Raw genomic sequence first — 24,426 nt, 5'->3', positions numbered from 1 at the left:
CGGAACCGTCAACGCACGAGGAAGATCATGTCATCGCCATCACGCTGGCGGCCGCGTTGCGCGGTCTGGCTCAGCACATCCGCCCTGGCGCTCGCCGCCGGGGCGACGGCGGCCGCGCCAGCGCCGCCCTACTCCGTCCTGCTGCGACAAGCCGAGCGCGCGCCACGGCTGGCCGAGGCAGACGCCGCCGTCGACCAGGCCCGCGGCCTGGCGCGCCAGGCCGCCGCGCGGCCCAATCCGGTCGTCGGCGTCGAGGTCGAGAACTTCGCAGGGACCGGTCCCTTCCAGGGAACCAAGGCGGCCGAGACCACGGCCTCGCTGCAGCAGACGCTGGAGCTTGGCGGCAAGCGCGCCGCGCGCATCGCCGCCGGGCGCGCGGATGTGGTCGCCGCCGAGGCGCGCAGCGCCCAGGCCCGCGCGGACTTCGCCTTCGATCTCGCCGACGCCTACGCCCGGGCCGAGGCCGCCGACCGGCGGCTGACGCTGGCGAGGGACTCGCTGGGCCTGGCGCAGGAGGACGCCCGCATCGCCGCCGCCCTGGTGCGGGCGGGCAAGGAGGCGGACGTCCGCGCGGTCCAGGCCCGGGCCGCGCTCAAGGGCGCTCAAGCCGACGTCGACGCCGCGGTCGCCGGCCGCGCCAACGCACTGGAAAAGCTCTCGGCGCTCGCCGGCGTCTCCGAGGCCTTCACGTCCCTCGCCTCGAGCCTCTTGGCGCGCGCCGACCGTGACGAGCCGTTCAGGACGCCCGCGCCGGCGGCCAGCCCGACAGTCGCCTCCGCCGAGACCGCGCGCAACGCCGCTGCGCGCCGCGTGAAGGTGGAGCAGACCCGCAGCGCGCCCGACCTCACCGTCTCGCTCGGCCTGCGGCGATTGGCCGGCGAGGACGCGACGGCCATGGTGGGCGGCGTCTCCGTGCCGCTGCCGGTGTTCGACCGCAATCGCGGCGGCGTCTCGGCGGCCCAGGCGGAGCTTCGCGCCGCGGAGGCCCGGCTGGACGCAGCGCGGCTGGACGCCCAGGCCGACGCCCGCGCCGGCCTCGTCCGCATGGCGGCGGCCCAGAGCCGCATCCGTGCGGCGCATGAAGGCGAGACCGCCGCCGAGGAGGCCTATCGCCTGACCCGGCTCGGCTACCAGGGCGGCAAGCTGCCGCTCGGCGAACTGCTGGTCGCCCGCCGCGCCCTGACGGACGCCCGCACCCAGACCCTCGACGCCCAGCTCGAGCGCCTGAGCGCCGAGGCCGAACTGGCCCGGCTCGCCGGCGCCGTCCCCTTCGGAGACCAACCATGACACCCGACCGCGTCCGCCTCATGGGCGGGATCGCCGCCGCCGCCGTCATCGCGGGCCTGGGCGGCTTCGCCCTGGCGAGATGCACCGCAGCGAAACCCGCGGCGCACGCGGCGGAAAACCACGGCGCGCCCGAGCGCCTGGCCGAGGAACTCGCCATAACCCCGCAGGCGATCGCCGCAGCGCAGATCGTCGTGCAGCAGGTCGAGACCGGCGGCCTCTTTGGCGAGGTCCTGGCGCAGGCGACCGTGGCGGCCGCCCCGTCAGGCCAGGCCGTGCTCACCGCGCCCGCGCCCGGCGCCGTCATCCGCATCTACAAGCGGCTGGGCGACCCCGTGCGCGCCGGAGAGCCCCTCGCCATGGTGGAAAGCCGCGAGGCGGCGCAGATCGCCGCCGAGCGCAGCGCCGCGGCCGCCAAGGCGCTGCTCGCCCAGCGCAACCTGGCCCGCGAGAAATCGCTTTACGACGACCGCGTGTCGCCGCGCGCCGACTATGAGCAGGCGCAGGCCCAGGCTGCCGAAGCCGCCGCGGAGGCCCGGCGCGCGCAGGCGGCGGCGAGCGCCGCCCACGTCACCAAGGACGGGCGCGGCGTGATCGTAAGGAGCCCGATCACCGGCCGTGTGACGGCGACGAGCGCGAGCCTCGGCGCCTTCGTCCAGCCGGAGACGGAGCTCTTCCGCGTCGCCGATCCTGCGCGCCTGCAGGTGGAGGCCTGGATCGACGCCGCCGATGCGCGCCGCGTAGAGCCGGGCGACCGGGCGATCCTCGAACTGGACGGCCGCCGGGCGGTCGAAGGGCGCGTTCGGGCCCTCACGCCCTCGCTCGACGCGAGCACTCGGGCGGCCACGGCGGTGCTCGACGTCGCGGCTGACGGCCTGCAGGCCGGGCAGACCGCCCGAGCCAGGATTCTCCCCAAGAGCCGCCCGACAGCCGCCGCGATCGTCGTGCCGGACGAGGCGGTGCAAACGCTCGGCGGGCGTGACGTGGTGTTCGTCCGCAACGCCCAGGGCTTCCGCGCCCAGCCGGTCCAGGTGACGGGCCGAAGCGCCGGCCGCGCCGAGATCCGAACCGGTCTGGCCCCCGGTCAGCAGATCGCCACGCGCAACGCCTTCCTGCTCAAGGCCGAGCTCGGCAAGGGCGAAGGCGAGGAGGAATAGCCATGATTGCTGGACTGATCGAGCTTTCCGTCCGCGCCCGCTGGGCGGTCGTCGCCCTCGTGCTGCTCATCGCCGGCTTCGGCGCCTGGCAGCTCACGCGCCTGCCGATCGACGCCGTGCCGGACATCACCAACAAGCAGGTGCAGATCAACACCGTCGAGCCCGGCCTCTCGCCGGCGGAGATGGAGAAGCGGGTCACTTTCCCGATCGAAACGGCGCTGGCCGGCCTGCCCGGCCTGGAGAGCACCCGTTCGCTGTCGCGCAACGGCTTCTCCCAGGTGACGGCGGTGTTCAAGGACAGCGCCGACCTCTACTTCATGCGCCAGCAGGTGAGCGAACGCCTGGCCCAGGCGCGTGAGAGCCTGCCGGCCGGCGTGCAGCCGCAGCTCGGACCGGTCACGACCGGGCTGGGCGAGGTCTTCATGTACGCCATCGACTTCGTCCCGCCCGGCAAGGCCGGCGCAGAAGTGCGCGACGGCCGACCCGGCTGGCAGTCGGACGGCGCCTACCTGACCCCGGAGGGCGAGCGGCTGACCGATGCGGTCGCGCGCGCGGCCTACCTGCGGACCGTGCAGGACTGGATCATCACCCCGCAGCTGCGCAGCGTCGCCGGCGTGGCCGGGCTCGACACCATCGGCGGCTACGAGAAACAGTACGTGGTCGAACCCGACCCGGCCCGGCTCGCGGCCGTAGGCGTCTCCTATTCGGAACTGGCCAAGGCGCTGGAAGCGGCCAACCTCGCGGTCGGCGCCAACTTCTACAACCGCGGCGGCGAGGCCTACCTCGTGCGCGCCGACGCCCGGGTCCGCAGCCTCGACGAAATCGCCCAGGCGGTCGTGGCGGTTCGCGGCGGCCGTCCAGTGGCCGTGCGCGACGTGGCCAGCGTCCGGCTGGGCGGGGACCTGCGCACCGGCTCGGCGAGCCGCAACGGCCACGAAGTGGTGATCGGCACCGCCCTGATGCGCCTGGGCGAAAACAGCCGCGCCGTGGCCCGGGCCGTCGGCGAACGGCTGAAAAGCGTCGAGCGCTCGCTGCCGCCGGCGGTGACGGCGACGCCGATGCTCGACCGCTCCAGGCTGGTGAACGCGACCATCGGCACGGTGGAGCGCAACCTGACCGAAGGCGCGCTGCTGACCGCGGCAGCGCTCTTCCTGTTGCTCGGCAACGCCCGGGCGGCGCTGATCGCGGTCCTGGTGATCCCGCTGTCGTTCCTGATGATGGCGATCGGCATGAACGGCCTCAAAGTCTCGGGCAATTTGATGAGCCTGGGCGCTCTCGACTTCGGCCTGATCGTCGACGGCGCGGTGATCATCATCGAGAACGGCCTGAGGCGCCTGGCCGAGCGCCAGCACCGCGAGGGCCGGCTGCTCACCCTGCCCGAGCGGCTGGCGGTGACCATCCAGGCCGGCCGCGAGATGATCCGGCCGACGGTCTTCGGCCAGGCGATCATCTTCCTGGTCTTCGCCCCGCTGCTCACCTTCACCGGCGTCGAGGGCAAGACCTTTGCGCCGATGGCGATCACCCTGATGCTGGCGCTGGCCGCGGCGCTGATCCTGTCGCTGACCTTCGTGCCGGCCCTGCTGGCGCTGCTCGTCCGTGGCCGGGTCGCCGAGAAGGAGGTCTGGCTGATCGCCCGCTTCAAGCAGGCCTACGCGCCCTGGCTGGCGCGATCGGTGGCGCGACCCGGGCCGTTCATCGCTGTCGGCGTCGCGGTCTTCGCGGCTGCGGCCCTGACCTTCAGCCAGCTCGGCCGGGAGTTCATCCCCACGCTGGACGAGGGGGATATCGCCACCGAAGGCCGGCGCGTCCCCTCGGTCTCGCTGGAGCAGTCCCAGGCGATGCAGTCGCAGGTGGAGCGCGTGCTGGCCACCGTGCCGGAGGTGCGCGAGGTCTTCTCCAAGACCGGTACGGCCGAGGTCGCCAGCGACCCCATGCCGCCGAACGCGTCCGACACCTTCATCCTGGTCAAGCCGCGCAAAAAGTGGCCGGATCCGTCGCTCTCCAAGGCGGAGCTGCTGGAAAAGATCGAAGCGCGCCTCAAGCCGCAGCTCGGCAACAGCTTCGAGTTCAACCAGCCCATCCAGCTTCGCTTCAACGAGCTGATCGCCGGCGTCCGGGGCGACGTGGCGGTGAAGCTCTACGGCGACGACCTGGAGGCGATGAGCGCGACCGGCGCGAAGATCGCTGCGGCCCTGCGGCGCATGGGGGCGGCGGACGTGAAGGTCGAGCAGACCGGCGGCGCGCCGATCCTCGACGTCGCCTTCGACCGCGACGCCATCGCCCGGCTCGGCCTGACCGTCGAGGACGTGGCCGACACCGTTGCGGCGGCGATGGGCGGGCGCGAGGCCGGGCTGGTCTTCGAGGGCGACCGGCGCTTCGACGTGGTGGTTCGGGTTCCGGCGGCGGTGCGCGCCGACCTCGCCGCCATCGGCGCCCTGCCGGTGATGCTGCCGGACGACGCGGGCCGTCCCCGCAGGTCGGTTCCCTTGAGCGCCGTCGCCCGCTTCCGCCTCACCGAGGGGCTGAACCAGGTGAGCCGCGAGAACGGCAAGCGTCGGGTGGTCGTCCAGGCCAATGTGCGCGGCCGCGACCTCGGCTCGTTCGTCGCCGAGGCCCGCCGCGCGGTGGAGGCGGTTCCGCTGCCGCCGGGGAGCTATCTGGAATGGGGCGGACAGTTCCAGAACCTCAAGGCCGCCTCACAACGCCTGGCGCTCGTCGTGCCGCTCTGCTTCGCGGCCATCTTCGCGCTGCTCCATCTCGCGCTCGGCGGCTTCCGGCGCGCGCTCGCGGTGTTCACCGCCGTGCCCCTGGGCCTCGCCGGCGGGGTCTTCGCCCTGGCGCTCACCGGCATCGCCTTCTCCGTTTCGGCGGCGGTCGGCTTCATCTGCCTCTCGGGGGTGACCGTGCTGAACGGGCTGGTGGTGATGACCAGCATCCGCGAACGGCTCGAAGCGGGCGTCGAGCTCACGTGCGCGATCGTCGAGGGCATGTCCGAGCGCGTACGGCCGGTGCTGATGACCGGTCTGGTGCCGGCCATCGGCTTCGTCCCCATGGCGATCGCCCAGGGGCCCGGCGCGGAGGTCCAGCGCCCGCTGGCCACCGTCGTCATCGGCGGCCTCGTCACCGCGACGCTGCTGACGCTGCTGGTGCTGCCGGCGATCTCGCGCGTGGTCCTGGGATGGAGCCTGAAAGGGCGAACGCGCCCGGACGAGGCGCCCGTCGTCGCGCCCGCCGAATGAGGCCGGCGCAAGGAACCGGGCGCTCGGCTTGAGCGCTGTCAAGGCAGGACGGGCCCGGGAGCTCGACCTTGTCGGCGTGACACGCAAACGAGGAGCCGCCCATCATGGACTTCTACATCGAGCAGACGATCCACGCCGCGCCGGAACAGGTCGCACGGGTGATGTTCGATCCGGCGCGCGAGGCCGAATGGATGGCGCACGGCGCCGCCGAGCAGCTGACGCCCGGCCCGTTGAACGTCGGATCCCGCATTCAGCACAGCGCCGGCGTGCACGGCTGGCCGGCGGCGTTCGTCACCGAGGTGCGCTCGTTCGAGCCCGATCGCCGGCTGGAGCTCGAGGTCGTCGATTCCGCCCGCCGCGGCACGATCGTCTACCAGGTGGTCCCGACCGCCGGCGGCAGCATCGCCACCATGCACGTGCGCGACGACGAGCACGGGCCGCGCCCGGTCTCGACCTGGGCCCGCAAGCAGCAGGCGCAGGAGAACCTCCACCGGCTGGCGAACCTGGTCACCCACGGCCACATCTGATCCGGACGTAGGTCGTGTGAGGCCGCTTCAGGCGGCCCGCGGCGCGTCGGAGGTCAAGGTGCGTGACTGGGCCGCGGCCGGGCCGCTCACGCGGCGGGCCCAGCGCATGACCGGGGCCTCCAGCAGCCGCCAGGAGAGCGCGCACAGCAGCAGGGTCGCCGCCAGCTCCACCAGGATCTGCACCGGCCGCGGAGCCGCCAGCGTGACGCCGGCCAGGCCGAGCAAGCGGTTCAGGGTCGAGAAGTGGATGAACGGGTGGAACAGGTAGGCGGCGTAGCTGACGCGCCCGGTCAGCCGCAGCGGCGCAGCCTCGAGCACGGCGACCAGCCACGAGTCCTGGCGGTTGAAGACCTGGAACAGCAGGAGGCCGGACGCCAGGGAGATCAGCGGGCCGTAGGTCCTCCACGGCGCGACCTCGGCGCCGAAGGCCAGCGGCGCGGCCGCCAGGACGGCGAGGACGGCGGCCTGAGCCGCGCCGCAGGTCGTCCATCCCGGCGACCGCCGCCCGGCCGAGAGCCCGACCAGGCCGCCGAAGCCCAGCATGCCGAAGTTGACCAGCGAATTGACGTAGATCGTCAATGGCGGCGCGCGCATGGCGTGCAGGGCAAGGTCGACGACCACCGCGGCTCCGACCATGGCCAGGCAGACCGCCGCCGTGCGCCCGCGCGGCAGCATCAGGACCAACGGCGCGAACAGCAGGTAGTACTGCTCCTCGACGGCCAGGCTCCAGAGATGGCCGAAGTCGCCGATCCAGCCGTCGCGCGCGCCGACCAGGAAGTTGGTGACGTAGAAGATGTAGGCGAACTTTTCCCGCGCCCAGAAGTCGTCCACATAGATGAACGCCGACAGGATCAGCGCCCCGCTGAGCAGGGCGTAATAGACGGGAAAGATGCGGGCCGTACGCCGTAGGTAGAAGCGCCTCAGCGCCGGACCGACCGGCGCGCCCCTGGCCTCCACCTGCGCGCGCGACTGCGCCAGGATGCGGGTGATCAGAAAGCCGCTCAGGACGAAGAAGGTCCAGACGCCCACGGACCCGAGCGCGTCGCGCTGTGGAACGGTGAGCTTGTGATTGGCGAAGACGGCCAGGAAGGCCAGCGCCCGCAGGCCGTCGAACCCCGCGATGCGCGCCGGCGACGGCGCAGGCGGCTTTCGGCTGGCGGTGCGCGGCCGTGCCGCTTCGGTCAACGTCATCGCCTGCAGCACCTTGTTTGCGCCTGGGGGAATGATCGTTTGACGCGCTGAATTGTTCCGCTTCGGTGTAGCCAGCGCGATCAGACCGGAGCTTTCACCCATGCCCATCGCCGACAGCGTCATCCTCGACGGCGACGTCCGGATCCATCACCCCGAACTCGTCAACCTCTACGGATGCATCATCGGCGACGGCTCGCGCGTGGGCGCCTTCGTAGAGATCCAGAAGAACGCGACGGTCGGCGCGCGCTGCAAGATCTCGTCCCACAGCTTCATCTGCGAAGGCGTGGTCATCGAGGACGAGGTGTTCGTCGGCCACGGAGTGATGTTCGTCAACGACCGCATGCCGCGGGCGACCAACCCGGACGGCTCCCCCCAGGGCGAAGAGGACTGGACCGTCGAGCCGACGCGGATCTGCCGGCGCGCCTCGATCGGATCCAACGCCACCATCCTCTCGGGCCTCACCGTCGGCGAGGGCGCGCTGGTGGGCGCAGGCGCCGTCGTCACGCGCGATGTTCCGCCCTATGCGGTTGTGGCCGGATCGCCAGCCCGCGTCGTTCGCATGCTCGAACAGCGAAACCATTCGCCACCTTGAGCGATTAAGGGATCGGACCTTGCCGAGGGGCGGCAGGTCGGTCGCGGACAGAGCATAGATGCTGAATATCGGCGTAATCGGTTATGGCTACTGGGGCCCGAACCTGGTTCGGAACTTTTCGGAGTTGGACGGCTGCCAGGTGACGGCGGTCGCAGATCTGGATCCGGCGAAGATCGCCCTCGTCAAGCGGCGCTATCCCACCCTCCACGCCACGACCGACATCGAGGAGGTGCTGGCCGCGCCCGACATCGACGCCGTGGTGATCGCCACCCCGGTCCGGACCCACTATTCGCTGGCGATGCAGGCCCTGCGGCATGGCAAGGACGTCTGGCTCGAGAAGCCGATGACCGAGACCGCCGACCAGGCCCGCCGTCTGGTCGACGAGGCCGAGCGCCGCGGGCGGCTGCTGCACGTCGACCACACCTTCGTCTACACCGGCGCGGTCAGGAAGATGCGCGAGATCATCGCCGGCGGCGATCTCGGCCAGATGCTCTACTACGACGCCACGCGCGTGAATCTGGGCCTCTTCCAGCACGACGTGAACGTCATCTCGGACCTGGCGGTCCACGACTTCGCGATCCTCGACTACCTGCTGGACGAAGCGCCGGCTTCGGTGACCGCGAGCGGCACGAGCCATTATCCGGGCACGCCGGAGAACCTCGCCCATATCACGCTCTATTACGACTCCGGGGCCATCGCGCACATCGGCGTCAACTGGCTGGCGCCGGTGAAGGTCCGCCAGGTGCTGGTGGGCGGCAGCAAGAAGATGATCGTCTACGACGACCTGCAGCCCAGCGAGAAGGTCAAGGTCTACGACACCGGCGTCAGCTTCGCCACCGACCCGACCCAGATCCACCAGATGCGGGTCGGCTACCGCACCGGCGACATGTGCGCCCCGAAGCTCGACGGCGGCGAGGCGCTGAGCTTCGCGGCCCAGCACTTCGTCGAGTGCGCGACCAGCCGACGACCTACGCTGACGTCCGGCGAGGCGGGCCTGAGGATCGTCGAGATCATCGAGGCGGCGACCCTCTCCATGCGCGGCCGCGGCCGCGCGGTGCGGATCGAGCCCGTCGAGGTGCACGCGTGATCCCCTTCGTGGACCTGCGCGCGCAGTATCAGTCGATCAAGGCCGAGGTGGACGAAGCCGTCCACCGGGTGCTGGACTCGTGCCAGTTCACCCTTGGCCCGGAGGTCGAGGCCTTCGAGAACGAGTTCGCGGCCTTCTGCGGCCGCCGCTACGGGATCGGCGTCAACACCGGGACCAGCGCCCTGCATCTGTCGCTGCTGGCCGCAGGGATCGGCCCTGGCGACGAGGTGATCACCTCGCCCTTCACCTTCGTGGCGACCGTGGCGGCCATCCACTACGCCGGCGCGCGGACGGTGTTCGTCGACATCGACCCGGAGCTCTACACGCTCGATCCGGCGCGCCTGGAAGCGGCGATCACGCCGCGGACGAAGGCCGTCATCCCCATCCACCTCTACGGCCAGACCGCCGACATGGCGCCGATCCTGGAGATCGCCCGGCGCCGTGGGCTGGCGGTGATCGAGGACGCCTGCCAGGCGCACGGCGCGGAATATCGCGGCGCCCGAGCCGGCGCCATGGGCGAGATGGGCTGCTTCAGCTTCTACCCCGGCAAGAACCTCGGGGCCTATGGCGAAGGCGGGATGGTGGTGACCGACGACCCGGACCTGGCCCGATCCTTACGCATGTACCGCGACTGGGGCGCCGAGACGAAGTACCACCACGTCCTGAAGGGCTACAACTATCGGCTCGAGGCCCTGCAGGCGGCGGTGCTGCGGGTCAAGCTCAAGCGGCTGGAGGCCTGGACGGAGGCGCGGCGCCAGGCGGCCCGCCGCTACGCCGAGCTGTTCGCCGGCGGCCCGATCACGCCCCCCCTCGAACGCAGCGACGGACGCCACGTCTATCACGTTTACGCCATCCGCACCGACGCCCGCGCCCAGGTGCAGGCCGCGCTGGCGGCGCGGGGGATCCACACCGGGGTGCATTACCCCTTCCCGATCCACCTGCTGCCCGCCTACGCCGACCTCGGCTACGCGGCCGGCGCCTTCCCCCACGCGGAACTCGCCGCCGCCCAGGAGCTTTCCTTGCCGATGTATCCCGAGCTTACCAGCGAAGCGCAGGCCCAGGTCGCCGACGCGCTTGGCGAAATCACGGCGGACCTGAGTCGCAACGGCCACGCTTCCCCCGCCACGCCGCAGAGGGCCTGACGCCATGGACATTGCGGGCTCCCGAATCCTCGTCACCGGCGGGTGCGGGCTCATCGGCTCCACCACCATCGACCTCCTGCTGCGCGAGCACGCGCCGAAGGAGATCGTCATCTTCGACAACCTGGTGCGCGGCACGCTGCACAATGTCCAGGCGGCGCTGAAGGACCCTCGGGTCAGGCTGGTCGAGGGCGACATCCGCGACGTCGCCGCCACGCACCGGGTGACCGAGGGCATGGATGCGGTGATCCACATGGCCACCTTGCGGATCACCGCCTGCGCCGCCGAGCCGCGCGAAGCCCTCGAGGTGATGTGCGACGGCAGCTACAACGTGCTCGAGGCCGCCCAGGCCTGCGGCGTGAAGAAGGTCGTCACCGCCTCCTCGGCCTCGGTCTACGGCCTCGCCGACGTCTTCCCGACGCGGGAGGACCACCACCCCTACAACAACCGCACCTGGTACGGCGCGAGCAAGGTGATGCTGGAGGGCCTGCTCAGGTCGTTCAACGACATGTACGGCCTGCCCTACGTCGTCCTGCGCTACTTCAACGTCTATGGCCCGCGGATGGACCTGCATGGCAAGTACACCGAGGTCCTGATCCGCTGGATGGACCGCATCGCCGCGGGCGAGCCGCCGCTGATCCTCGGCGACGGCCTGACCAGCATGGACTTCGTCTATGTCGAGGACATCGCGCGGGCGAACGTCCTGGCGCTGGCCTCCGACGTCAGCGACGAGGCGTTCAATGTCGCGAGCGGCGTGGAGACCAACCTGAACGAGCTCGCCGCGACCCTGCTGCGGGTGATGAACTCCAAGCTGCAGCCCGAGTACGGCCCCGAGCGCAACGTCAATCCGGTGCGGCGCCGGCTCGCCGACACCGCCAAGGCCGAGCAGTTGCTGGGCTTCCGCGCCAGCGTCGACCTGGAGGAAGGACTGCATCGGCTGGTCGACTGGTGGCGCGACAACCGCGGGGTGATCCGATGATCCCGATCACCCGCCCGGTGATGGACGAGCGCGAGGCCGACGCCGCGCGCCGCGTCATCCTGAGCGGCTGGGTCACGCAGGGGCCGGAGGTCGCCGCCTTCGAACAGGAGTTCGCCGCCTTCGTCGGCGCGCCCTATGCGTGCGCGGTCTCCAACTGCACGACCGCCCTGCACCTGGCCCTGCTGACCGCCGGCGTCGGCGCCGGGGACGAGGTGGTGACGGTCAGCCACTCCTACATCGCCACCGCCAATGTGGTGACCTACTGCGGCGCGAAGCCGGTGTTCGTCGACGTGGAGCCGGGCACGTTCAACATCGACCCGGCCCTGGTCGAGGCCGCGATCACCCCGCGGACGCGGGCGATCCTGGCCGTCCATCAGCTGGGCATGCCCTGCGATCTGGCGGCCCTGGTCGAGATCGGTCGCCGCCGCGGCGTGCCGCTGATCGAGGACGCCGCCTGCGCCAGCGGCAGCGAGCTCCTCTGGGACGGCCGCTGGGAGCGGATCGGCGCTCCGCACGGCGACGTCGCCTGCTTCTCGTTCCACCCGCGCAAGGTCATGAGCACCGGCGACGGCGGCATGTTGACGACGCGCCACGCCGACTGGGACGCCCGGTTCCGCCTCTTGCGCCAGCACGGCATGAGCGTCCCCGACACGGTGCGCCACGCCTCGCCGCAGGTGATCTTCGAGAGCCATCCGGTGATCGGCTTCAACTACCGGATGACCGACATCCAGGCGGCCGTCGGGCGCGAACAGCTGAAGCGCCTGCCGCAGATCATCGGCGCCCGGCGCGCCCTGGCCGACCGTTACCGCGCGGTGCTGTCGAACACCGTGCCGGGCCTTCGCCTGCCCGAGGAGCCGGGCTACGCCCGCAGCAACTGGCAGAGCTACTGCGTGCGGCTGCCCGAGGGCCGCGACCAGCGCACCGTCATGCAGGCCATGCTCGACGCAGGCGTCGCCACCCGGCGCGGCGTGATGTGCGCGCACCGCGAAAGACCTTACATTGAAGCCGAGCGGCGCTTCCCGCTGCCGGAGTCGGAGGCCGCCCAGGACAACTGCATCATCCTTCCGCTCTACCCGCAGATGGCCGAGGCGGAGCTCGCCCGGGTCACGGCCGCGCTCGCGGCGGCGGTGGCGTCATGAACCTCGCCGGCGCCGAGTCCGGCGGCGGCCGCGCCATGCCGCCGCGCACCAGCGAGCGGGTCACGCAGATCCGCCCGGAACGGGGCCTGTTCGACCTCGAGCTCGAGGCGGTCTGGCGCTACCGCGACCTGCTGGCGACGCTGGTGAAGCGCGACGTGATGGTGCTCTACCGCCAGGCCGCGCTGGGCGCCGCCTGGGCGGTGATCCAGCCGGTGTTCGCGATCGCCATCTTCACCTTCATCTTCGGGCGCATCGCCAAGTTCCCGACGGGCGGGGCGCCCTATCCCGTCTTCGCCTTCGCCGCGGTCCTGCCGTGGAATTACTTCGCCGAGTGCGTGCGGCGCGGGGGCCTGGGCCTGGTCACCGAGGCGGAGCTGATCCGCAAGGTCTACTTCCCGCGGATCCTCCTGCCGCTCTCCGCGGCGATCGCCCCGCTGGTGGACCTGGCGATCGGCTTCGGGGTGCTGCTGGTCGCGATGCTGATCTACGGCGTGACCCCGACCTGGCGGCTGCTCGCGGTGGTTCCGCTGAGCCTGATCGCGGGTCTGATGGGCCTGGCGGTGTCGCTGTGGTTCGGGCCGGTGAACGTCCGCTTCCGGGATGTCAAGCACACCCTGCCCTTCCTGCTGCAGATCTGGATGTACGCCTCCCCGGTCGTCTACGCCTTCAGCATGATCCCCGACCGGTGGAAGCCGCTCTACGCGCTGAACCCGATGGTCGGCGTGATCGAGGGCTTCCGCTGGGCGGTGCTCGGCCAGGGCCAGCCCGACCTGGGCGCCATGGCCATCGGCGCCGTGATCATCTGCGTTCTGCTGTTCGGCGGCCTCGTCTTCTTCAAGCGCATGGAACGCTCCTTCGCGGACCTGATCTGATGAACGACATCGCGATCAAGGCCGTGGGGCTGGGCAAGCGCTACCGATTGGGCGCGCGGACAGGTCGAAGCAACTCCCTGCGGGACGCCCTCGACGGCGCGCTGAGGAGGCTCGGCCAGCGCCACGGCGCGCCGCGGGAGTTCTGGGCGCTCCGGGACGCCAGTTTCGAGATCCGGCGCGGCGAGAACGTCGGGATCATCGGCCTGAACGGAGCCGGCAAGTCGACGCTCTTGAAGGTGCTGTCGCAGATCGTCACCCCGACGGAAGGCCACGCGACGGTCGCCGGCCGGCTGGGGGCGCTGCTGGAGGTCGGCACCGGCTTCCACCAGGAGCTCACCGGTCGCGAGAACGTCTTCCTCTACGGCTCGATCCTCGGCATGACCCAGGCCGAGGTCGCCGAAAAGTTCGACGCGATCGTCGCCTTCGCCGAGATCGAGAGCTTCATCGACACGCCGGTGAAGCGCTACTCCAGCGGCATGTACGTGCGGCTGGCGTTCGCCGTCGCCGCCCACCTCGACCCGGACATCCTGCTGCTGGACGAGGTGCTGGCGGTCGGCGACTTCAGCTTCCAGAACAAGTGCATGGAGTTCGCCCGCTCGCTGGAGGGCCGCGGCGCGACGACCCTCTTCGTGTCGCACAACATGTTCTCCATCAAGAGCCTGTGCGAGCGGGTGATCTACCTGCGCAAGGGCGCGGTGGCCTTCGACGGCGCCACCGACCAGGGCCTCAAGCTCTACGAGGACGACCAGCACCTGCAGGCGCCGGCCTGGTTCAACCAGGGCGGCGAGGCGGCGATCGAATTCACCAACGTCGAGCTTCTGTCCGCCGACGGCGCGCCGCGCGGCATGTACGACTTCGAAGAGCGGATGAAGGTGCGGATCGCCTACCACGCCCGGCGTTCGATCCGGCGGCCGAACTTCATGGTCTGCGTGACCCGCGCCGACAACGTGGTCTGCTGCAACTTTTCCACCATGGCCGACGACGTCGATCTGCCGGGCGTCGAGGGCTACGGCGTGCTGGAGATGACCACGCCGCCGCTGCGGCTGACCGCCGACAACTACTGGATCACCATCCTGGTGCGGGAGAACCGCTTCGACGAGATCCTGCAGGCGCAGGTCGCCGGGCGTTTCCACGTGCGCCATCCGATCTACGAGCGGGTCGGTTTCGGGGTCTTCCACGACCCGGCGGACTGGCGCCACCACGCCGTCGCCGCCGTCAACGACGAAAGGGCGCGCGCATGACCGCGGTCGACGTTGTGGTCCCCTGCTACAACTATGCCCACTACCTGGGGACCTGCGTGTCGAGCATCCTCGGCCAGACCGGGGTCGAGGTCCGGGTGCTGATCGTCGACGACTGCTCGACCGACGACACGCCCCAGGCGGCCGCGGCCTTGGCCGCGCAGGACAGCCGGGTCGCCGTCGTTCGCAACGAGGTCAACCTGGGCCTGATCGGCACCGCCAACCGCGGCCTGCTGGAGTGGGCCCAGGCGCCCTATGCCCTGCTGATCTCAGCCGACGACGCGCTGACCCCGGGCGCTCTGGCGCGTGCCGCCGACGTCCTCGAGCGCCATCCCGAGGCCGGATTCGTCTTCGGCCCGGCGGTGGTGTTCGACGACGATCCGCCGCCCGCGGTTCCCGCCGCGCCCGGGCCGGTGCGGCACGCGATCGTGGACGGGCCGTGGCTGATCGAGCACATCTGCCACCACACCAACGACGTGCCGACGCCCACCGCCGTGGTCCGCACCGAGTTGCAGAAGCGCGTCGGCGGCTACAACCCGGCGACGCCGCATGCCAGCGATATGGAAATGTGGCTGCGGATTGCGGCCTACGCCAAGGTCGGCGTGATCCAGGCGGCCCAGGGCTATTACCGAGTGCATGGCTCGAACATGAGCGGTCTCTACTTCGCCCAGGCCACGCGCGACGCCGAGCAACGGCTCAAGGCGGCGGAAGAGGCTCTCGCGGCGGTGGGTTCACGCGTGCCGGAGTTTCCGCAGATCCTGCAGACGATGCGGCGGATCGAGGCGGACCGGGCCTTCTGGCGCGCCGGCCTCGCCTTTGAAGCGGGAGAACAGGCGCTCGGCGACGTCTATCTGCGCTTCGCCGCGGCGACCGACCCTTCGCCGCATTCGGCGCCTGGTTTCTGGAGCGCTTCGGCCAAGCGGGCGTTAGGGGCAGGCGCGATCAAGCAGATGCGGCGGCTGGCGGGACGCCCGGCGCCCCCCGTCGACGCCGACCAGCTGGTGCCCGGGATCGAACTGAAGCCGGGTCAACTGTGGGGCTGGCAACCGGAGCCCGAATGTGCCGCAGCAGACACCTCGCCGATTATCAAAAGCTCAGGTACGCGAGACGCGGAACTGGCCTCCTCAACCCATGCCTAGTGGATTCACGCGCACGCGGGGGAGTTTGCGGTGAAAGCCAGCGTCATTGTGTGCACACGCGATCGATGCGCCCGGCTCGAGGCGCTGCTGGCGTCCGTGGCCGCGGCCAAGCCGGTCGCGGGCATGGACCTGGAGTTGGTGGTCGTCGATGACGGTTCGAAGGACGCCACCGGCGTCACCGTCAAGCGCTTCGCCGCCTGCGTCGACTTTCCGGTCCACCTGCTGGTGCAGCAGCCCGGCCGCGGCCTGGCCGCCGCCCGCAACCGCGGCCTGCGCGAGGTCCGCGGCGACCTGATCGTTTTCCTCGACGACGACTGCGTGGTCTCGCCGAACTATTTCCGCGAGCTGACGGCCCGTTTCGCGGCCGACGACCAGCCGGTGTTCCGCGGCGGGCGCGTGGTCCTCGGTGATCCGGCCGACGCGCCGCTGACCATCAAGACCTCGCCCTACATGGAGCGGCTGGCCGACCGCGCCGATCCCGGCGGCTTCATCCTCGGCTGCAACATGGCGATGCCGCGCGTGGTGCTCGCCAAGGTGGGCCTGTTCGACGAGCGGTTCGGCGCCGGCGCCCCGCTGAAATCGGCGGAGGACACCGACTACATGCTCCGCGCCAGTCTCGCCGGCTTCCGCGTCGAGTACGTGCCCGACATGACCGTCTACCACCACCACGGCCGACGCACCGCCCAGCAGGTCGGACGCGTTCATCACAACTATTGCATCGGCAACGGCGCGCTCGCCATGAAGCATACCTTCAGCGCCCCGTGGCTGTGGCGCACGCGCTATTGGACCCTGCGCAACGCCATGAAGGAGATGTTCGGCGGCCCCCCGTTCGCTCCCGAACTCGGCATGTCGCATGCGCCGATCATTGCGTACAACATCGTCGGCGCCTGCCTCTTCCTGCTGGCCAAGGCCCGCCGGGCGTCGCCGTGGCGCGAGCCGGTCGATGTCGAGCTGGTCAAGACGCCGGCCCGGGTGGCCTGACGGATAAGCTATTCCGGTCCCGCGCGGACCAGCTGCACGAAATTGGCGAGTTCCCCAGGCGCGGTGTCGGAGACGGCGGCGAAGTCCAGGTCGCCCGACCTCCAGAACATCGCGTGGTAGCCGTGGCGCACGCCCTCGCCCGGCAGGCTTGCGCCGCGGTCGCTCCAGACGAACAGCGCCACCTCGTGGCGGCCGTGCTGATAGACCAGCACCGCCGCGGGCGTACGGCCGACCTTGTCGAGCCGGCCGCCCGTCAGCTTGAACCCTTGGGCGGCGAAGTCGCGGACCGGCGGCGACAGATCGATCTTACCGGCGAACCAGGGCTTGACCGTGTGGTGGTCGCTGGAGGCCACGGCGATGGTCCGACCGTCGATCAGCGCGCGGGTGTGGGCCGTCGTCACCTGGTCGACGAGGGTGGCGGGCGACGGCGGTTGGACGGCCAGGATGGCGAGGCTGGCGGCGAGGCCGGTGATCCCAGCGCCGCTGAACGCCCCGCGCCAGAAACTGCGCCGGGCCCGCGCCTCGCCGAGATCCCGCGGCCTGGTCGCTTCGGCGTCGAGCATGGCGCTCACACGCCGGCGCAGCTCAGGCGGGGCCGCGTACCGGCTCGCCCTGGTGCGGATCGCATCGCTCGCCTCGGCGGCGTCCTCGACGAAGGCCTGGCAGTCCGCGCAAGCGTCGATGTGACGCTCGACCGCCGCCGCCTCGGCCTCGGGGACCTCGCCGTCGATGAAGGCTTGGGTGCGGAGGCGGTCAGGGCACGACATCGCGCGCCTCCGCCAGCCATTGGTCCTTCAGCATCGCCCGGGCCCGGGCCAGCCTCGACATCACGGTGCCGATCGGCGCCCCCGTCGTCTCGGCGATCTCTCGGTAGCTCATGTCCTCCATCTCGCGCAGGATCAGCACCTCACGGAAGTCCTCCGGCAGGGCGGCGATCACCGCGTCCAAGCGCCGCCGGTCGCTGGCGCGCGCGGCCTCGGCTTCCGGATCGGGGCCGTCGCAGGCGATTGGCCACTCCTCGTCCGACGGGAGGGCCGTGTGGCCGCGGCGGCGGACGTCGGCGGCCCGCGTGCGCCAGCAGTTGCGCACGATCGCCAGCAGCCAGGGCCGGACGCTGTCGCCGCGAAAGCCGTCGAAAGCGCGAAACGCACGCAGCATGGCGTCCTGCACCACGTCGTCGGCCTCCACGGGCGAGCGCGTCAGCCAGCGGGCAAGGTTGTAGGCCGCATCCAGGTGCGGCAGCGCCAGCGCCTCGAACCTCTGACGGTGATCGTCCATCGATCATCAGACCTTCGGCGGGGCGATCTTATTCCCCCCGCCAGTGACCTGTCCGCCCAAGATCGCGGTTCGATGGGCCTGGCGGCCGTGGCCTCAGAGGACCTTGCACGCCTCTTCGAACGGGAGCCTGGGCAGGCGCTCGAACAGGTTCTCGTCGGATCCGTAGCCCAGGTTGCAGACGAAGTTCGACCTCCAGGTCGTGCCGGCGAAGAACTCCGCGTCCACGCCCTTGGCGTCGAAGCCGGACATCGGCCCGCAGTCGAGGCCTAGCGCCCGGGCGGCCAGCATCAGATAGGCGCCCTGCAGGCTGCCGTTGCGGAACGCCGTCTCCTGAGCCGTCGCCGGATCGGCGAACCAGGCGCCGACGCCGGGATTGTGCGGGAACAGGTGCGGCGCGTGCTCGGCGAAGGCCAGGTCGTAGGCGACGATCGCCACCACCGGCGCCGCCATCGACTTCGCACGGTTGTTGGCCGACAGGTAGGGCCCGATCCGCTGCTTGGCCGCTTCCGTCGTCAGGAAGACGAAGCGCCCCGGCGAGAGGTTCGCCGAGGTCGGCCCCCATTTCGCCAGGTCGTAGAGCTCGCGCAGCAGGCTCTGTGGCACGGGCTCCGGCTTCCAGGCGTTGCGCGTGCGCGCCGTGCGAAACAGCTGGTCAAGCTCGGCGTCGGAGAATCTCTGGCGCATGGCGAAAGCCTCGGGGTGCGAAGGATCACACGCACCTAGGCCTTTCGCACGCGCCCCGCAAGCGGGCCCGGAGGCGGGAAAAAGCCTGCCGCGTCCTTGCGGCCAACGCGTCGGCGTTTCAACCGCCCGCGGCCATTCGGCCACAGTTGCACAGTTCCGCCGCGGGACGCTGGAAGAGCTGTGGGCGAATGCCATATCTCAAGCACGCGGACTCATTTTGGCCGCGTTGTTTGGGCGTGAAGCTTCCGATGTCCTCCCCTGCCGCCCGCCCGACCGTTCACCGCCGGGCGCTGCTGACCGCTGTTTCCGCCCTCGCCGCCGCCGGCTCCGTCTTCGCCCGTTCCGCGCTCGCTCAGACGGCGCCGCTGCTGCCGCCGATCGCCCCGGCGCCCCCACCTCCGCCGCCGGTTCCGATCCCGCCGCTCAGCGCCTCCCAGCTGGCGCTGGCGGTGCGGATCCTGAACGCCGCCGACACCCACGGCCTGCCCAAGCAGCACTTCGGCGTGGAGGACGGCTCCGACCGGGTGACGGAGGCCCTGCTGCGCTATGCCCGCATGGTGCACGTCGGGCGCCTGGCGAACGGCGACTTCCTCAACGAGTGGGGCGTGCGCCCGCCGCCCTACGACCCGCGGCCCGACATGGCCGCGGCGGTCGCCAGCGACCGGCTCGGCGCCTGGCTGGACAGCCTGCCGCCGCCCTACTCCGGCTACGCCGCCCTGCGCCGCGGGCTCGGCGCCTACCGGGAGATCGCCGCCAAGGGCGGCTGGAAGCCCATTCCCGCAGGCCCCGACTTCGGTCTCGGCGAAAAGGGTCCACGGGCGGCGGCGCTGCGCGCGCGGCTGGCGGCCGAGGATCCGGCCGTCGACGCCGCCGGACCGGCGGTCGTCGACGCCGACCTGCAGCAGGCGATCGCCCGCGCCCAGCGTCGCCTCGGCCTGAAGCCGGACGCCCTGGTCACCGCCGAGACCCTCGCCGCGCTCAACCAGCCCGTCGGACAGCGCGTGCTGCAGATCATCGCCAACCTCGAGCGCTGGCGCTGGCTGCCGCCGACCATGCCCTCCACCCGCGTGCAGGTGAACTCCGGCGCGGCCATCGTCACCCTGTTCCAGGACGACCGGCCGGTGCTGTCGATGAAAGCCGTCTCCGGCAAGCCCGGCGACGAGACTCCTATGCTGTTTTCCAAGATCCACTCGGTGGTGCTCAATCCGCCGTGGAACGTGCCGACCACCATCGCCACCAAGGAGTTGTGGCCGAAGGAGAAGAAGAGTCCCGGCTACCTCGCGCGAAACGGCTTCGTGGTGATCAAGACCGAAGGCGGCGTGCGGCTGCAGCAGAAGCCGTCGAAGAGCGCGCTGGGCCACTACAAGTTCGACTTCGACAACCCCTACGGCGTCTATCTGCACGACACCCCGACCCAGAGCACCTTCAACCGCTACGGCCGCCAGGCGAGCCACGGCTGCGTGCGGCTGGAGAAGCCCAAGGCGCTGGCCGAGGCCCTGCTGGCCACAGACCCGAAGTGGACGCCGGACGCGATCGCCGCGGCGATCGACAAGGGCGACACTTTGCGCGTACGCCTCACAGACCAGATCCCGGTATTCATCTTCTACTGGACCGCCTTCGCCTCGCCGGACGGCTCGATGAATTTCCGGTCGGACCCTTATAATTGGGACCGGCTGCTGCTGCAGCGAATCGGGGTGCTGGACGCGCCCAAGGCCTGAGGAGGCTTCGCGATGAACAAACTGAGCCGCACCTTGCTGCTGGTCGGCGCGCTGGTGCTTGCGCTGCTTGTCGGCCTGCTGATCGGTCGCGGCCAGCGCGTCACGCCCACCGAGGGCAACGCCGCGGCGGTGCAGATCACCACCACCGCGCCGATGGCGCCTGCTCCCACGCCGCTGCCGGCGCCGGTGCAGCCGCCGCAGCCCGTCGCCGTGAAGAAGCTCGCCCCCGATCTGCAGGTCCAGGAGGACGCCGCGGCCGTCGGCATGACCACCCGCGACGGGGCCGACCAAAGCCCGGCCGAGGCGGGTCCGGCGGCCGCTCCCGTCTCGCCGGTGTCAAAGACCGCCTCGGCGGCCGCCGGCGACAGTCAGCCGCAGGCGAACTGAGCGCGAAGAACCCCGACGCCTGATCGCTAGGCTAGACCATTCGCAGCCGAAGTGGATGCCGGTTCGGCGTAGCGAATGGTCTTACTTCAAAGACTTATGAGCATTGGCGGTTCGTTCGAACCGCCGAACGCTCTAGACCCCCGTCCACTGGCGGACGCGGGCCACGTCGACGTGCACGAAGTTCGAGACGGGATAGAAGCCGACGCCGCCGGCGCCGACATCCAGCGCGGCGTTGCGCAGGTCGCGCAGCGAGACGCCTTCGACGCGCACGTCGCAAGCCTTGCCCAGCATGTGCTGGCTATGCTCGGCGACGCCCGAACTGCGGGCGTGGAGCATCGCGTTGGTGCTGGGCGAGCGGTAGCCGGAGATCACCTGGAAGGCCTTGCCGGTGTCGAGCCGCGCGCTGATCTCATGGAGCGCGTCGAACAGGCGCGGATCCATCGGGTGTTCCTCGCCGTTGCGCCAGTCCCTCAGCACGCGCATGGCCTCGGCCAGGGCGTCGGGCATGTACTGGCCATTGGCGTAGAACACCTCGTTGAAGCTGTCGCCGGTATGCAGGTTGTACAGCACCGCGCGCCTGACGCCGGGAAGACCTTGCGCACACACGACCGCCGGGGCGGCGACGCTCGCCATCAGGGCGCACGCGCCCGCCAACACTCCACGCCGTCCCAGATTGGTCCGCATCGGCAGCTGCAACCCCGACTCTGACTGACTAGGCCCCAGGCCGCGGCAAAGATTTGGCCTGAAACGCTTAAGGTCAACCTAATCAAATGGTCACTGCGACGTCTGGCCACGCTCGGCCGCGCGCCGGTGCGACCAATCGCTGCAAGATGCGGGCCATAAGAAACCCCGCGAGGCCGGCGGCCTGCGGGGTTTCATATCCGCGGTCTGCGAGTGCGCCCGAACGGACGCGCGAACCCTACTTCAGGTGCTGCGCGAGATGCTTGTTCATCTCGAACATGGAGACGCGGTCCTTGCCGCCGAACACGGGCTTCAGCTTCGCGTCCGCGACGATCTCGCGCTTGTTCTCCGGGTTCTGGAGGTTGTTCTTCTTGATGTAGTCCCAGATCTTCGAGACCACTTCACCGCGCGAAAGCTGCGCCGAACCGACGACGGCGGCGAGTTCCGACGACGGGGTGAGCGGCTTTTGCAGGGCGTTGGTCTTCTTGGTGTCGGCCATGGTGTTCCCCCAGCTGGAAATGAGGCGTCCGCCCCTTCAAGTTGCAAGCAGGGCTGAGTCGCTGGGACATCCTAGGCGCCTCCTGCGCGGCACGCCACAGCGACGAGAGAGCTTTTCCCCTCGGAACGGGCGGAATCAGCGGTTTTCGCGGTCCGCGCGCCGTCGGTCGGACGCATGAGCGGTCAATTCCTCTCCGCCCTGACGTTCGATGGAGTTGTAGAGCGCCGCGGTCGCGCGCTCGCCGCGGCCGCCGGAGCCGCTCGCCGCGCGGATCTCGGCCCAGGCCAGGGCCACCGCCATCACCAGGAAGGCCACGATCACGAAGACCAGATAGGCCGAACCGCCAGGCGCGCCGGGCGCGGCGGCGACAGCGGGCCCTGGCTGAGCGGCCGTCCGGAAGATCTCCACCATCGTCGTCAGGGTCGCGCCCCAGAAGGCGGCGGCCAGCGCCCAGGCGATCCAGATGAAAATGTGCTCGCCCAGGCTGCGCTCTCGCGCGGCGGGCCGGTGGTGGGCGTCAGCGTGGGTGCGGCCGTCTCGCGGCGTCGTGGCCATAAGGGTTTCTCCCGTGATTTTTTCGCGCCGGCGACGCCGGGCGCCCTTAGGGGAGCAACCCTCCGAAAAGAGCGAGGTTCCTTGCGGCGCTGCCGTCAGGCCTCGACGGTCGGCGCGTTCAGCGCCCGGACGAAGTCGACCAGGGCGGCCCGCGCGGGGCCTCGCGGCAGAATCGTGTAGGCGCGCAGCAGCTCCAGGGCGCCCGGCTCGGCGAGCAGCGCAGCGACCTCGTCGATCGCCCCGCTGGCCGAGCTGGTCTCGCCGAACATCTCGGCCACCGGCGTATCGAGGGCGCCGGCGATGCGCGAGAGCATCGAGGCGCTCACCCGGTTGGCGCCGCGCTCATATTTCTGGATTTGCTGGAAGGTCACGCCTGCGGCCTCCGCCAGGGCCTGCTGCGACAGGCCCCGCAGCTTGCGCAGCAGGCGGATGCGCGCGCCCACGGCCACGTCGATCGGATCGGCGAGCGCCTCCGGATTGCGAGTCATGGTGTCGTCCTGTCCTGACGTTCTGCTCTAATGCCTCGTCTCGGAGGCCGAGCCATCCTCGGCGTCCCGATCTGAGATCCAGAACGTCACACGTGCAAGCGCCAGGCCAACCGCCTCGCGCAGGGGCGCCACGCCGGGAGCCTCCTGCTCCAGCGCGCTCAACTCCATTTCGTAGGCGCTCAGGAGGTCGACGAGGTCCTCGGCGGCTTCCCTCGCGCGCGAAGTGTCGGAATCGCTCATCGGACCCGCTCGCCGCGAAGCTCGGTCGGCCGCATATCACTGGTCCGGTTGCGGAACAACCGGCGCGCGTCGGCCGCAGGCGAATGCGCCGGTTCAGTTGGCGGCGATCGCCCGGCCCGCGCTCTGGGCGGAGATGGCGGCGCGCCCCTCCCGCTCGGCGATGCGTCGGAACGTCGCCAGCGCCTGCCCGACCACCTGGTCCATGTTGTAGTAGCGATAGGTCGCCAGCCGGCCGACGAAGTGGACATTGGGCGTCTCGAGCGCCAGCGCCTCGTAGCGCTTGTAGAGCGCCTGGTTCTCGGGACGCGGCACCGGATAGTAGGGGTCGCCCTCGGCGCTCGGATATTCGTGGGTGATGGTCGTCCTGCGCGCCGACTGACCGGTCATGTGCTTGTATTCGCTGATCCGGGTGTGCGGCGTGGCCTCGTCGGGGTAGTTGACCGTGCCGACCGGCTGGAACCACTCCTGGTCCAGGGTCTGGTGGCGAAACTTCAGGCTGCGGTAGGGCAGCTTGCCGTAGCGGTAGTCGAAATATTCGTCGACGGGGCCGGTGAAGATCAGCCGGTCGTAGACCTTCTCCTCGCGAGCGTCATCGAAGTCGACGCCAAGCTCCAGCTGGACGCCATTCTGGTCGAGCATGTTCTCGAACATCCGCGTATAGCCGTCCGCCGGCATGTTCTGGAACTTGTCGGTGAAGTAGCGGTCGTCGGTGTTGGTCCGCGTGGGCACGCGCGCGGTGACCGACTTGTCGAGCTCGGTGGGGTCCATGCCCCACTGCTTGCGGCTGTAGCCGCGGAAGAAGGTCTCGTAGAGCTCGCGACCGACGGCCGACACGACCACGTCCTCGGAGCTTCTGATCCGCTCCACCGGCTCGGCGCGGCTGGCGAGCCAGGCCCGGGCGTCGTCGTCGCCGGCCAGCTCGAGGCCGTAGAGGGTGTTGAGCGTCGTGCGGTTGATCGGGATCGGCACGTGCAGGCCGCTCTTCAGCGCCGCCAGCACCCGATGCTCGTAAGGCCGCCAGCGCGTGAACTGCGACAGATAGCCGGCCACCTCGTCGGAATTTGTGTGAAAGATATGCGGCCCGTAGCGGTGCATCAGCACGCCCGCCGCGTCCTTCTCGTCGTAGGCGTTGCCGCCGATGTGCAGGCGCCGGTCGATCACCAGCACCCGCTTGCCGAGCTGGCTCGCAAGTCGCTCCGCCAGCACCGAGCCCGCGAAGCCGGCCCCCACGATCAGATAGTCGAACGGCTTGTTGCGCGACGCCGGGCGCACCGCCGGGCCGGCGACTCCGCTCGCGGGACCGGCCCCGGCCAGCCTGGTCCGCGCCGGGAT

Annotated in this window: 25 protein-coding genes; 15 read left to right on the top strand and 10 right to left on the bottom strand. The window is 70.4% G+C overall.

What is annotated here, in order from left to right:
* Window positions 1-27: 27 nt before the first annotated feature.
* The 4 genes from VJS38_RS11500 (at window position 28) to VJS38_RS11485 (ending at window position 6,207) form a co-directional block, all read left to right on the top strand.
* Window positions 28-1,287: a TolC family protein gene (locus tag VJS38_RS11500; RefSeq protein ID WP_324088287.1), complete on the top strand. Its 1,260-nt coding sequence runs from the start codon at window positions 28-30 to the stop codon at window positions 1,285-1,287.
* Entirely contained in the window at window positions 1,284-2,441 is a 1,158-nt protein-coding gene (locus VJS38_RS11495) for an efflux RND transporter periplasmic adaptor subunit (protein ID WP_324088286.1), read from the top strand. Before VJS38_RS11500 ends, VJS38_RS11495 begins: the two co-directional genes overlap by 4 nt.
* A 2-nt stretch (window positions 2,442-2,443) precedes the next feature.
* Window positions 2,444-5,680 carry a CusA/CzcA family heavy metal efflux RND transporter gene (locus VJS38_RS11490; RefSeq protein WP_324088285.1) on the top strand — a complete coding sequence of 1,079 codons (3,237 nt, stop codon included), beginning with the start codon at window positions 2,444-2,446 and terminating at the stop codon, window positions 5,678-5,680.
* 104 nt (window positions 5,681-5,784) lie between these two features.
* A complete protein-coding gene (locus VJS38_RS11485) occupies window positions 5,785-6,207 on the top strand; it encodes an SRPBCC family protein (RefSeq protein WP_324088284.1) in 423 nt (140 codons plus the stop codon).
* Between the two features lie 27 nt (window positions 6,208-6,234).
* Here VJS38_RS11485 and VJS38_RS11480 read toward each other — a convergent pair whose 3' ends face one another.
* Entirely contained in the window at window positions 6,235-7,392 is a 1,158-nt protein-coding gene (locus tag VJS38_RS11480) for an acyltransferase (protein ID WP_324088283.1), read from the bottom strand.
* 106 nt (window positions 7,393-7,498) lie between these two features.
* Between VJS38_RS11480 and VJS38_RS11475 the strand changes: the two genes are divergently transcribed.
* Genes VJS38_RS11475 through VJS38_RS11435 form a run of 9 tightly spaced genes read left to right on the top strand, consistent with a single transcriptional unit; the run spans window position 7,499 to window position 16,564 of the window.
* Window positions 7,499-7,990: an acyltransferase gene (locus tag VJS38_RS11475; protein WP_324088282.1), complete on the top strand. Its 492-nt coding sequence runs from the start codon at window positions 7,499-7,501 to the stop codon at window positions 7,988-7,990.
* Window positions 7,991-8,048: 58 nt separating this feature from the next.
* Window positions 8,049-9,077 carry a Gfo/Idh/MocA family oxidoreductase gene (locus VJS38_RS11470; RefSeq protein ID WP_324088281.1) on the top strand — a complete coding sequence of 343 codons (1,029 nt, stop codon included), beginning with the start codon at window positions 8,049-8,051 and terminating at the stop codon, window positions 9,075-9,077.
* Window positions 9,074-10,219, top strand: coding sequence for a DegT/DnrJ/EryC1/StrS family aminotransferase (locus VJS38_RS11465; protein WP_324088280.1), 1,146 nt, complete (start codon window positions 9,074-9,076; stop codon window positions 10,217-10,219). Before VJS38_RS11470 ends, VJS38_RS11465 begins: the two co-directional genes overlap by 4 nt.
* A gap of 4 nt (window positions 10,220-10,223) precedes the next feature.
* Complete coding sequence (locus VJS38_RS11460; protein WP_324088279.1) at window positions 10,224-11,195, top strand: NAD-dependent epimerase/dehydratase family protein; 972 nt, start codon at window positions 10,224-10,226, stop codon at window positions 11,193-11,195.
* Entirely contained in the window at window positions 11,192-12,334 is a 1,143-nt protein-coding gene (locus VJS38_RS11455; protein ID WP_324088278.1) for a DegT/DnrJ/EryC1/StrS family aminotransferase, read from the top strand. Before VJS38_RS11460 ends, VJS38_RS11455 begins: the two co-directional genes overlap by 4 nt.
* Complete coding sequence (locus VJS38_RS11450; protein WP_324088277.1) at window positions 12,331-13,206, top strand: ABC transporter permease; 876 nt, start codon at window positions 12,331-12,333, stop codon at window positions 13,204-13,206. The genes VJS38_RS11455 and VJS38_RS11450 overlap by 4 nt, the downstream gene beginning before the upstream one ends.
* Window positions 13,206-14,447, top strand: coding sequence for an ABC transporter ATP-binding protein (locus VJS38_RS11445; RefSeq protein WP_324088276.1), 1,242 nt, complete (start codon window positions 13,206-13,208; stop codon window positions 14,445-14,447). Before VJS38_RS11450 ends, VJS38_RS11445 begins: the two co-directional genes overlap by 1 nt.
* A complete protein-coding gene (locus VJS38_RS11440; protein WP_324088275.1) occupies window positions 14,444-15,583 on the top strand; it encodes a glycosyltransferase family A protein in 1,140 nt (379 codons plus the stop codon). The genes VJS38_RS11445 and VJS38_RS11440 overlap by 4 nt, the downstream gene beginning before the upstream one ends.
* Before the next feature lie 30 nt (window positions 15,584-15,613).
* Window positions 15,614-16,564 carry a glycosyltransferase family 2 protein gene (locus VJS38_RS11435; RefSeq protein WP_324088274.1) on the top strand — a complete coding sequence of 317 codons (951 nt, stop codon included), beginning with the start codon at window positions 15,614-15,616 and terminating at the stop codon, window positions 16,562-16,564.
* A gap of 8 nt (window positions 16,565-16,572) precedes the next feature.
* On the opposite strand, the gene VJS38_RS11430 is transcribed toward VJS38_RS11435, so the two are convergent.
* The 3 genes from VJS38_RS11430 to VJS38_RS11420 all read right to left on the bottom strand — a co-directional run bounded on the left by VJS38_RS11430 (window position 16,573) and on the right by VJS38_RS11420 (window position 18,526).
* Complete coding sequence (locus VJS38_RS11430) at window positions 16,573-17,331, bottom strand: anti-sigma factor family protein (RefSeq protein WP_324088273.1); 759 nt, start codon at window positions 17,329-17,331, stop codon at window positions 16,573-16,575.
* Entirely contained in the window at window positions 17,318-17,842 is a 525-nt protein-coding gene (locus tag VJS38_RS11425; protein WP_324088272.1) for a sigma-70 family RNA polymerase sigma factor, read from the bottom strand. Before VJS38_RS11425 ends, VJS38_RS11430 begins: the two co-directional genes overlap by 14 nt.
* Before the next feature lie 93 nt (window positions 17,843-17,935).
* Window positions 17,936-18,526 carry a malonic semialdehyde reductase gene (locus tag VJS38_RS11420; protein WP_324088271.1) on the bottom strand — a complete coding sequence of 197 codons (591 nt, stop codon included), beginning with the start codon at window positions 18,524-18,526 and terminating at the stop codon, window positions 17,936-17,938.
* A 248-nt stretch (window positions 18,527-18,774) separates the two neighbouring features.
* Here VJS38_RS11420 and VJS38_RS11415 point away from each other — a divergent pair, with 248 nt between their 5' ends.
* A complete protein-coding gene (locus VJS38_RS11415; RefSeq protein ID WP_324088270.1) occupies window positions 18,775-20,244 on the top strand; it encodes a L,D-transpeptidase family protein in 1,470 nt (489 codons plus the stop codon).
* Between the two features lie 12 nt (window positions 20,245-20,256).
* Window positions 20,257-20,631, top strand: a complete 375-nt coding sequence (locus tag VJS38_RS11410) for a hypothetical protein (RefSeq protein ID WP_324088269.1) — start codon at window positions 20,257-20,259, stop codon at window positions 20,629-20,631.
* A gap of 132 nt (window positions 20,632-20,763) precedes the next feature.
* Here the strand turns inward: VJS38_RS11410 and VJS38_RS11405 are convergent, their stop codons facing one another.
* From VJS38_RS11405 to glf, 6 genes are all read right to left on the bottom strand, one after another.
* On the bottom strand, window positions 20,764-21,315 hold the full coding sequence (locus VJS38_RS11405) for a DUF882 domain-containing protein (protein WP_324088268.1): 552 nt from the start codon (window positions 21,313-21,315) through the stop codon (window positions 20,764-20,766).
* A gap of 235 nt (window positions 21,316-21,550) precedes the next feature.
* Complete coding sequence (locus VJS38_RS11400) at window positions 21,551-21,811, bottom strand: SWIB/MDM2 domain-containing protein (protein WP_324088267.1); 261 nt, start codon at window positions 21,809-21,811, stop codon at window positions 21,551-21,553.
* Window positions 21,812-21,946: 135 nt separating this feature from the next.
* The gene (locus VJS38_RS11395) at window positions 21,947-22,366 is read right to left on the bottom strand and encodes a hypothetical protein (protein WP_324088266.1); all 420 of its coding nucleotides are present in this window, start codon (window positions 22,364-22,366) and stop codon (window positions 21,947-21,949) included.
* 95 nt (window positions 22,367-22,461) lie between these two features.
* Entirely contained in the window at window positions 22,462-22,854 is a 393-nt protein-coding gene (locus VJS38_RS11390) for a helix-turn-helix transcriptional regulator (protein ID WP_324088265.1), read from the bottom strand.
* A gap of 27 nt (window positions 22,855-22,881) precedes the next feature.
* Window positions 22,882-23,094, bottom strand: a complete 213-nt coding sequence (locus tag VJS38_RS11385; RefSeq protein WP_324088264.1) for a hypothetical protein — start codon at window positions 23,092-23,094, stop codon at window positions 22,882-22,884.
* A 93-nt stretch (window positions 23,095-23,187) separates the two neighbouring features.
* Window positions 23,188-24,426, bottom strand: a complete 1,239-nt coding sequence (gene glf, locus VJS38_RS11380) for a UDP-galactopyranose mutase (protein WP_324088263.1) — start codon at window positions 24,424-24,426, stop codon at window positions 23,188-23,190.

This window comes from Phenylobacterium sp., assembly GCF_035276905.1.
GTDB lineage: Bacteria > Pseudomonadota > Alphaproteobacteria > Caulobacterales > Caulobacteraceae > Phenylobacterium.
Note: the sequence above shows the minus strand (reverse complement) of the source record. Positions and strands in the feature narration are given on the sequence as shown.

What these genes read in the sequence shown, in the direction of transcription:
- VJS38_RS11405 (WP_324088268.1), bottom strand. Translation starts at nt 21,315, where the DNA reads ATGCGGACCAATCTGGGACGGCGTGGAGTGTTGGCGGGCGCGTGCGCC.
- VJS38_RS11470 (WP_324088281.1), top strand. Translation starts at nt 8,049, where the DNA reads ATGCTGAATATCGGCGTAATCGGTTATGGCTACTGGGGCCCGAACCTG.
- VJS38_RS11445 (WP_324088276.1), top strand. Translation starts at nt 13,206, where the DNA reads ATGAACGACATCGCGATCAAGGCCGTGGGGCTGGGCAAGCGCTACCGA.
- VJS38_RS11450 (WP_324088277.1), top strand. Translation starts at nt 12,331, where the DNA reads ATGAACCTCGCCGGCGCCGAGTCCGGCGGCGGCCGCGCCATGCCGCCG.
- VJS38_RS11425 (WP_324088272.1), bottom strand. Translation starts at nt 17,842, where the DNA reads ATGGACGATCACCGTCAGAGGTTCGAGGCGCTGGCGCTGCCGCACCTG.
- VJS38_RS11410 (WP_324088269.1), top strand. Translation starts at nt 20,257, where the DNA reads ATGAACAAACTGAGCCGCACCTTGCTGCTGGTCGGCGCGCTGGTGCTT.
- VJS38_RS11385 (WP_324088264.1), bottom strand. Translation starts at nt 23,094, where the DNA reads ATGAGCGATTCCGACACTTCGCGCGCGAGGGAAGCCGCCGAGGACCTC.
- VJS38_RS11475 (WP_324088282.1), top strand. Translation starts at nt 7,499, where the DNA reads ATGCCCATCGCCGACAGCGTCATCCTCGACGGCGACGTCCGGATCCAT.
- VJS38_RS11485 (WP_324088284.1), top strand. Translation starts at nt 5,785, where the DNA reads ATGGACTTCTACATCGAGCAGACGATCCACGCCGCGCCGGAACAGGTC.
- VJS38_RS11415 (WP_324088270.1), top strand. Translation starts at nt 18,775, where the DNA reads ATGTCCTCCCCTGCCGCCCGCCCGACCGTTCACCGCCGGGCGCTGCTG.
- VJS38_RS11440 (WP_324088275.1), top strand. Translation starts at nt 14,444, where the DNA reads ATGACCGCGGTCGACGTTGTGGTCCCCTGCTACAACTATGCCCACTAC.
- VJS38_RS11400 (WP_324088267.1), bottom strand. Translation starts at nt 21,811, where the DNA reads ATGGCCGACACCAAGAAGACCAACGCCCTGCAAAAGCCGCTCACCCCG.
- VJS38_RS11490 (WP_324088285.1), top strand. Translation starts at nt 2,444, where the DNA reads ATGATTGCTGGACTGATCGAGCTTTCCGTCCGCGCCCGCTGGGCGGTC.
- VJS38_RS11430 (WP_324088273.1), bottom strand. Translation starts at nt 17,331, where the DNA reads ATGTCGTGCCCTGACCGCCTCCGCACCCAAGCCTTCATCGACGGCGAG.
- VJS38_RS11390 (WP_324088265.1), bottom strand. Translation starts at nt 22,854, where the DNA reads ATGACTCGCAATCCGGAGGCGCTCGCCGATCCGATCGACGTGGCCGTG.
- VJS38_RS11495 (WP_324088286.1), top strand. Translation starts at nt 1,284, where the DNA reads ATGACACCCGACCGCGTCCGCCTCATGGGCGGGATCGCCGCCGCCGCC.
- VJS38_RS11500 (WP_324088287.1), top strand. Translation starts at nt 28, where the DNA reads ATGTCATCGCCATCACGCTGGCGGCCGCGTTGCGCGGTCTGGCTCAGC.
- VJS38_RS11395 (WP_324088266.1), bottom strand. Translation starts at nt 22,366, where the DNA reads ATGGCCACGACGCCGCGAGACGGCCGCACCCACGCTGACGCCCACCAC.
- VJS38_RS11455 (WP_324088278.1), top strand. Translation starts at nt 11,192, where the DNA reads ATGATCCCGATCACCCGCCCGGTGATGGACGAGCGCGAGGCCGACGCC.
- VJS38_RS11460 (WP_324088279.1), top strand. Translation starts at nt 10,224, where the DNA reads ATGGACATTGCGGGCTCCCGAATCCTCGTCACCGGCGGGTGCGGGCTC.
- VJS38_RS11420 (WP_324088271.1), bottom strand. Translation starts at nt 18,526, where the DNA reads ATGCGCCAGAGATTCTCCGACGCCGAGCTTGACCAGCTGTTTCGCACG.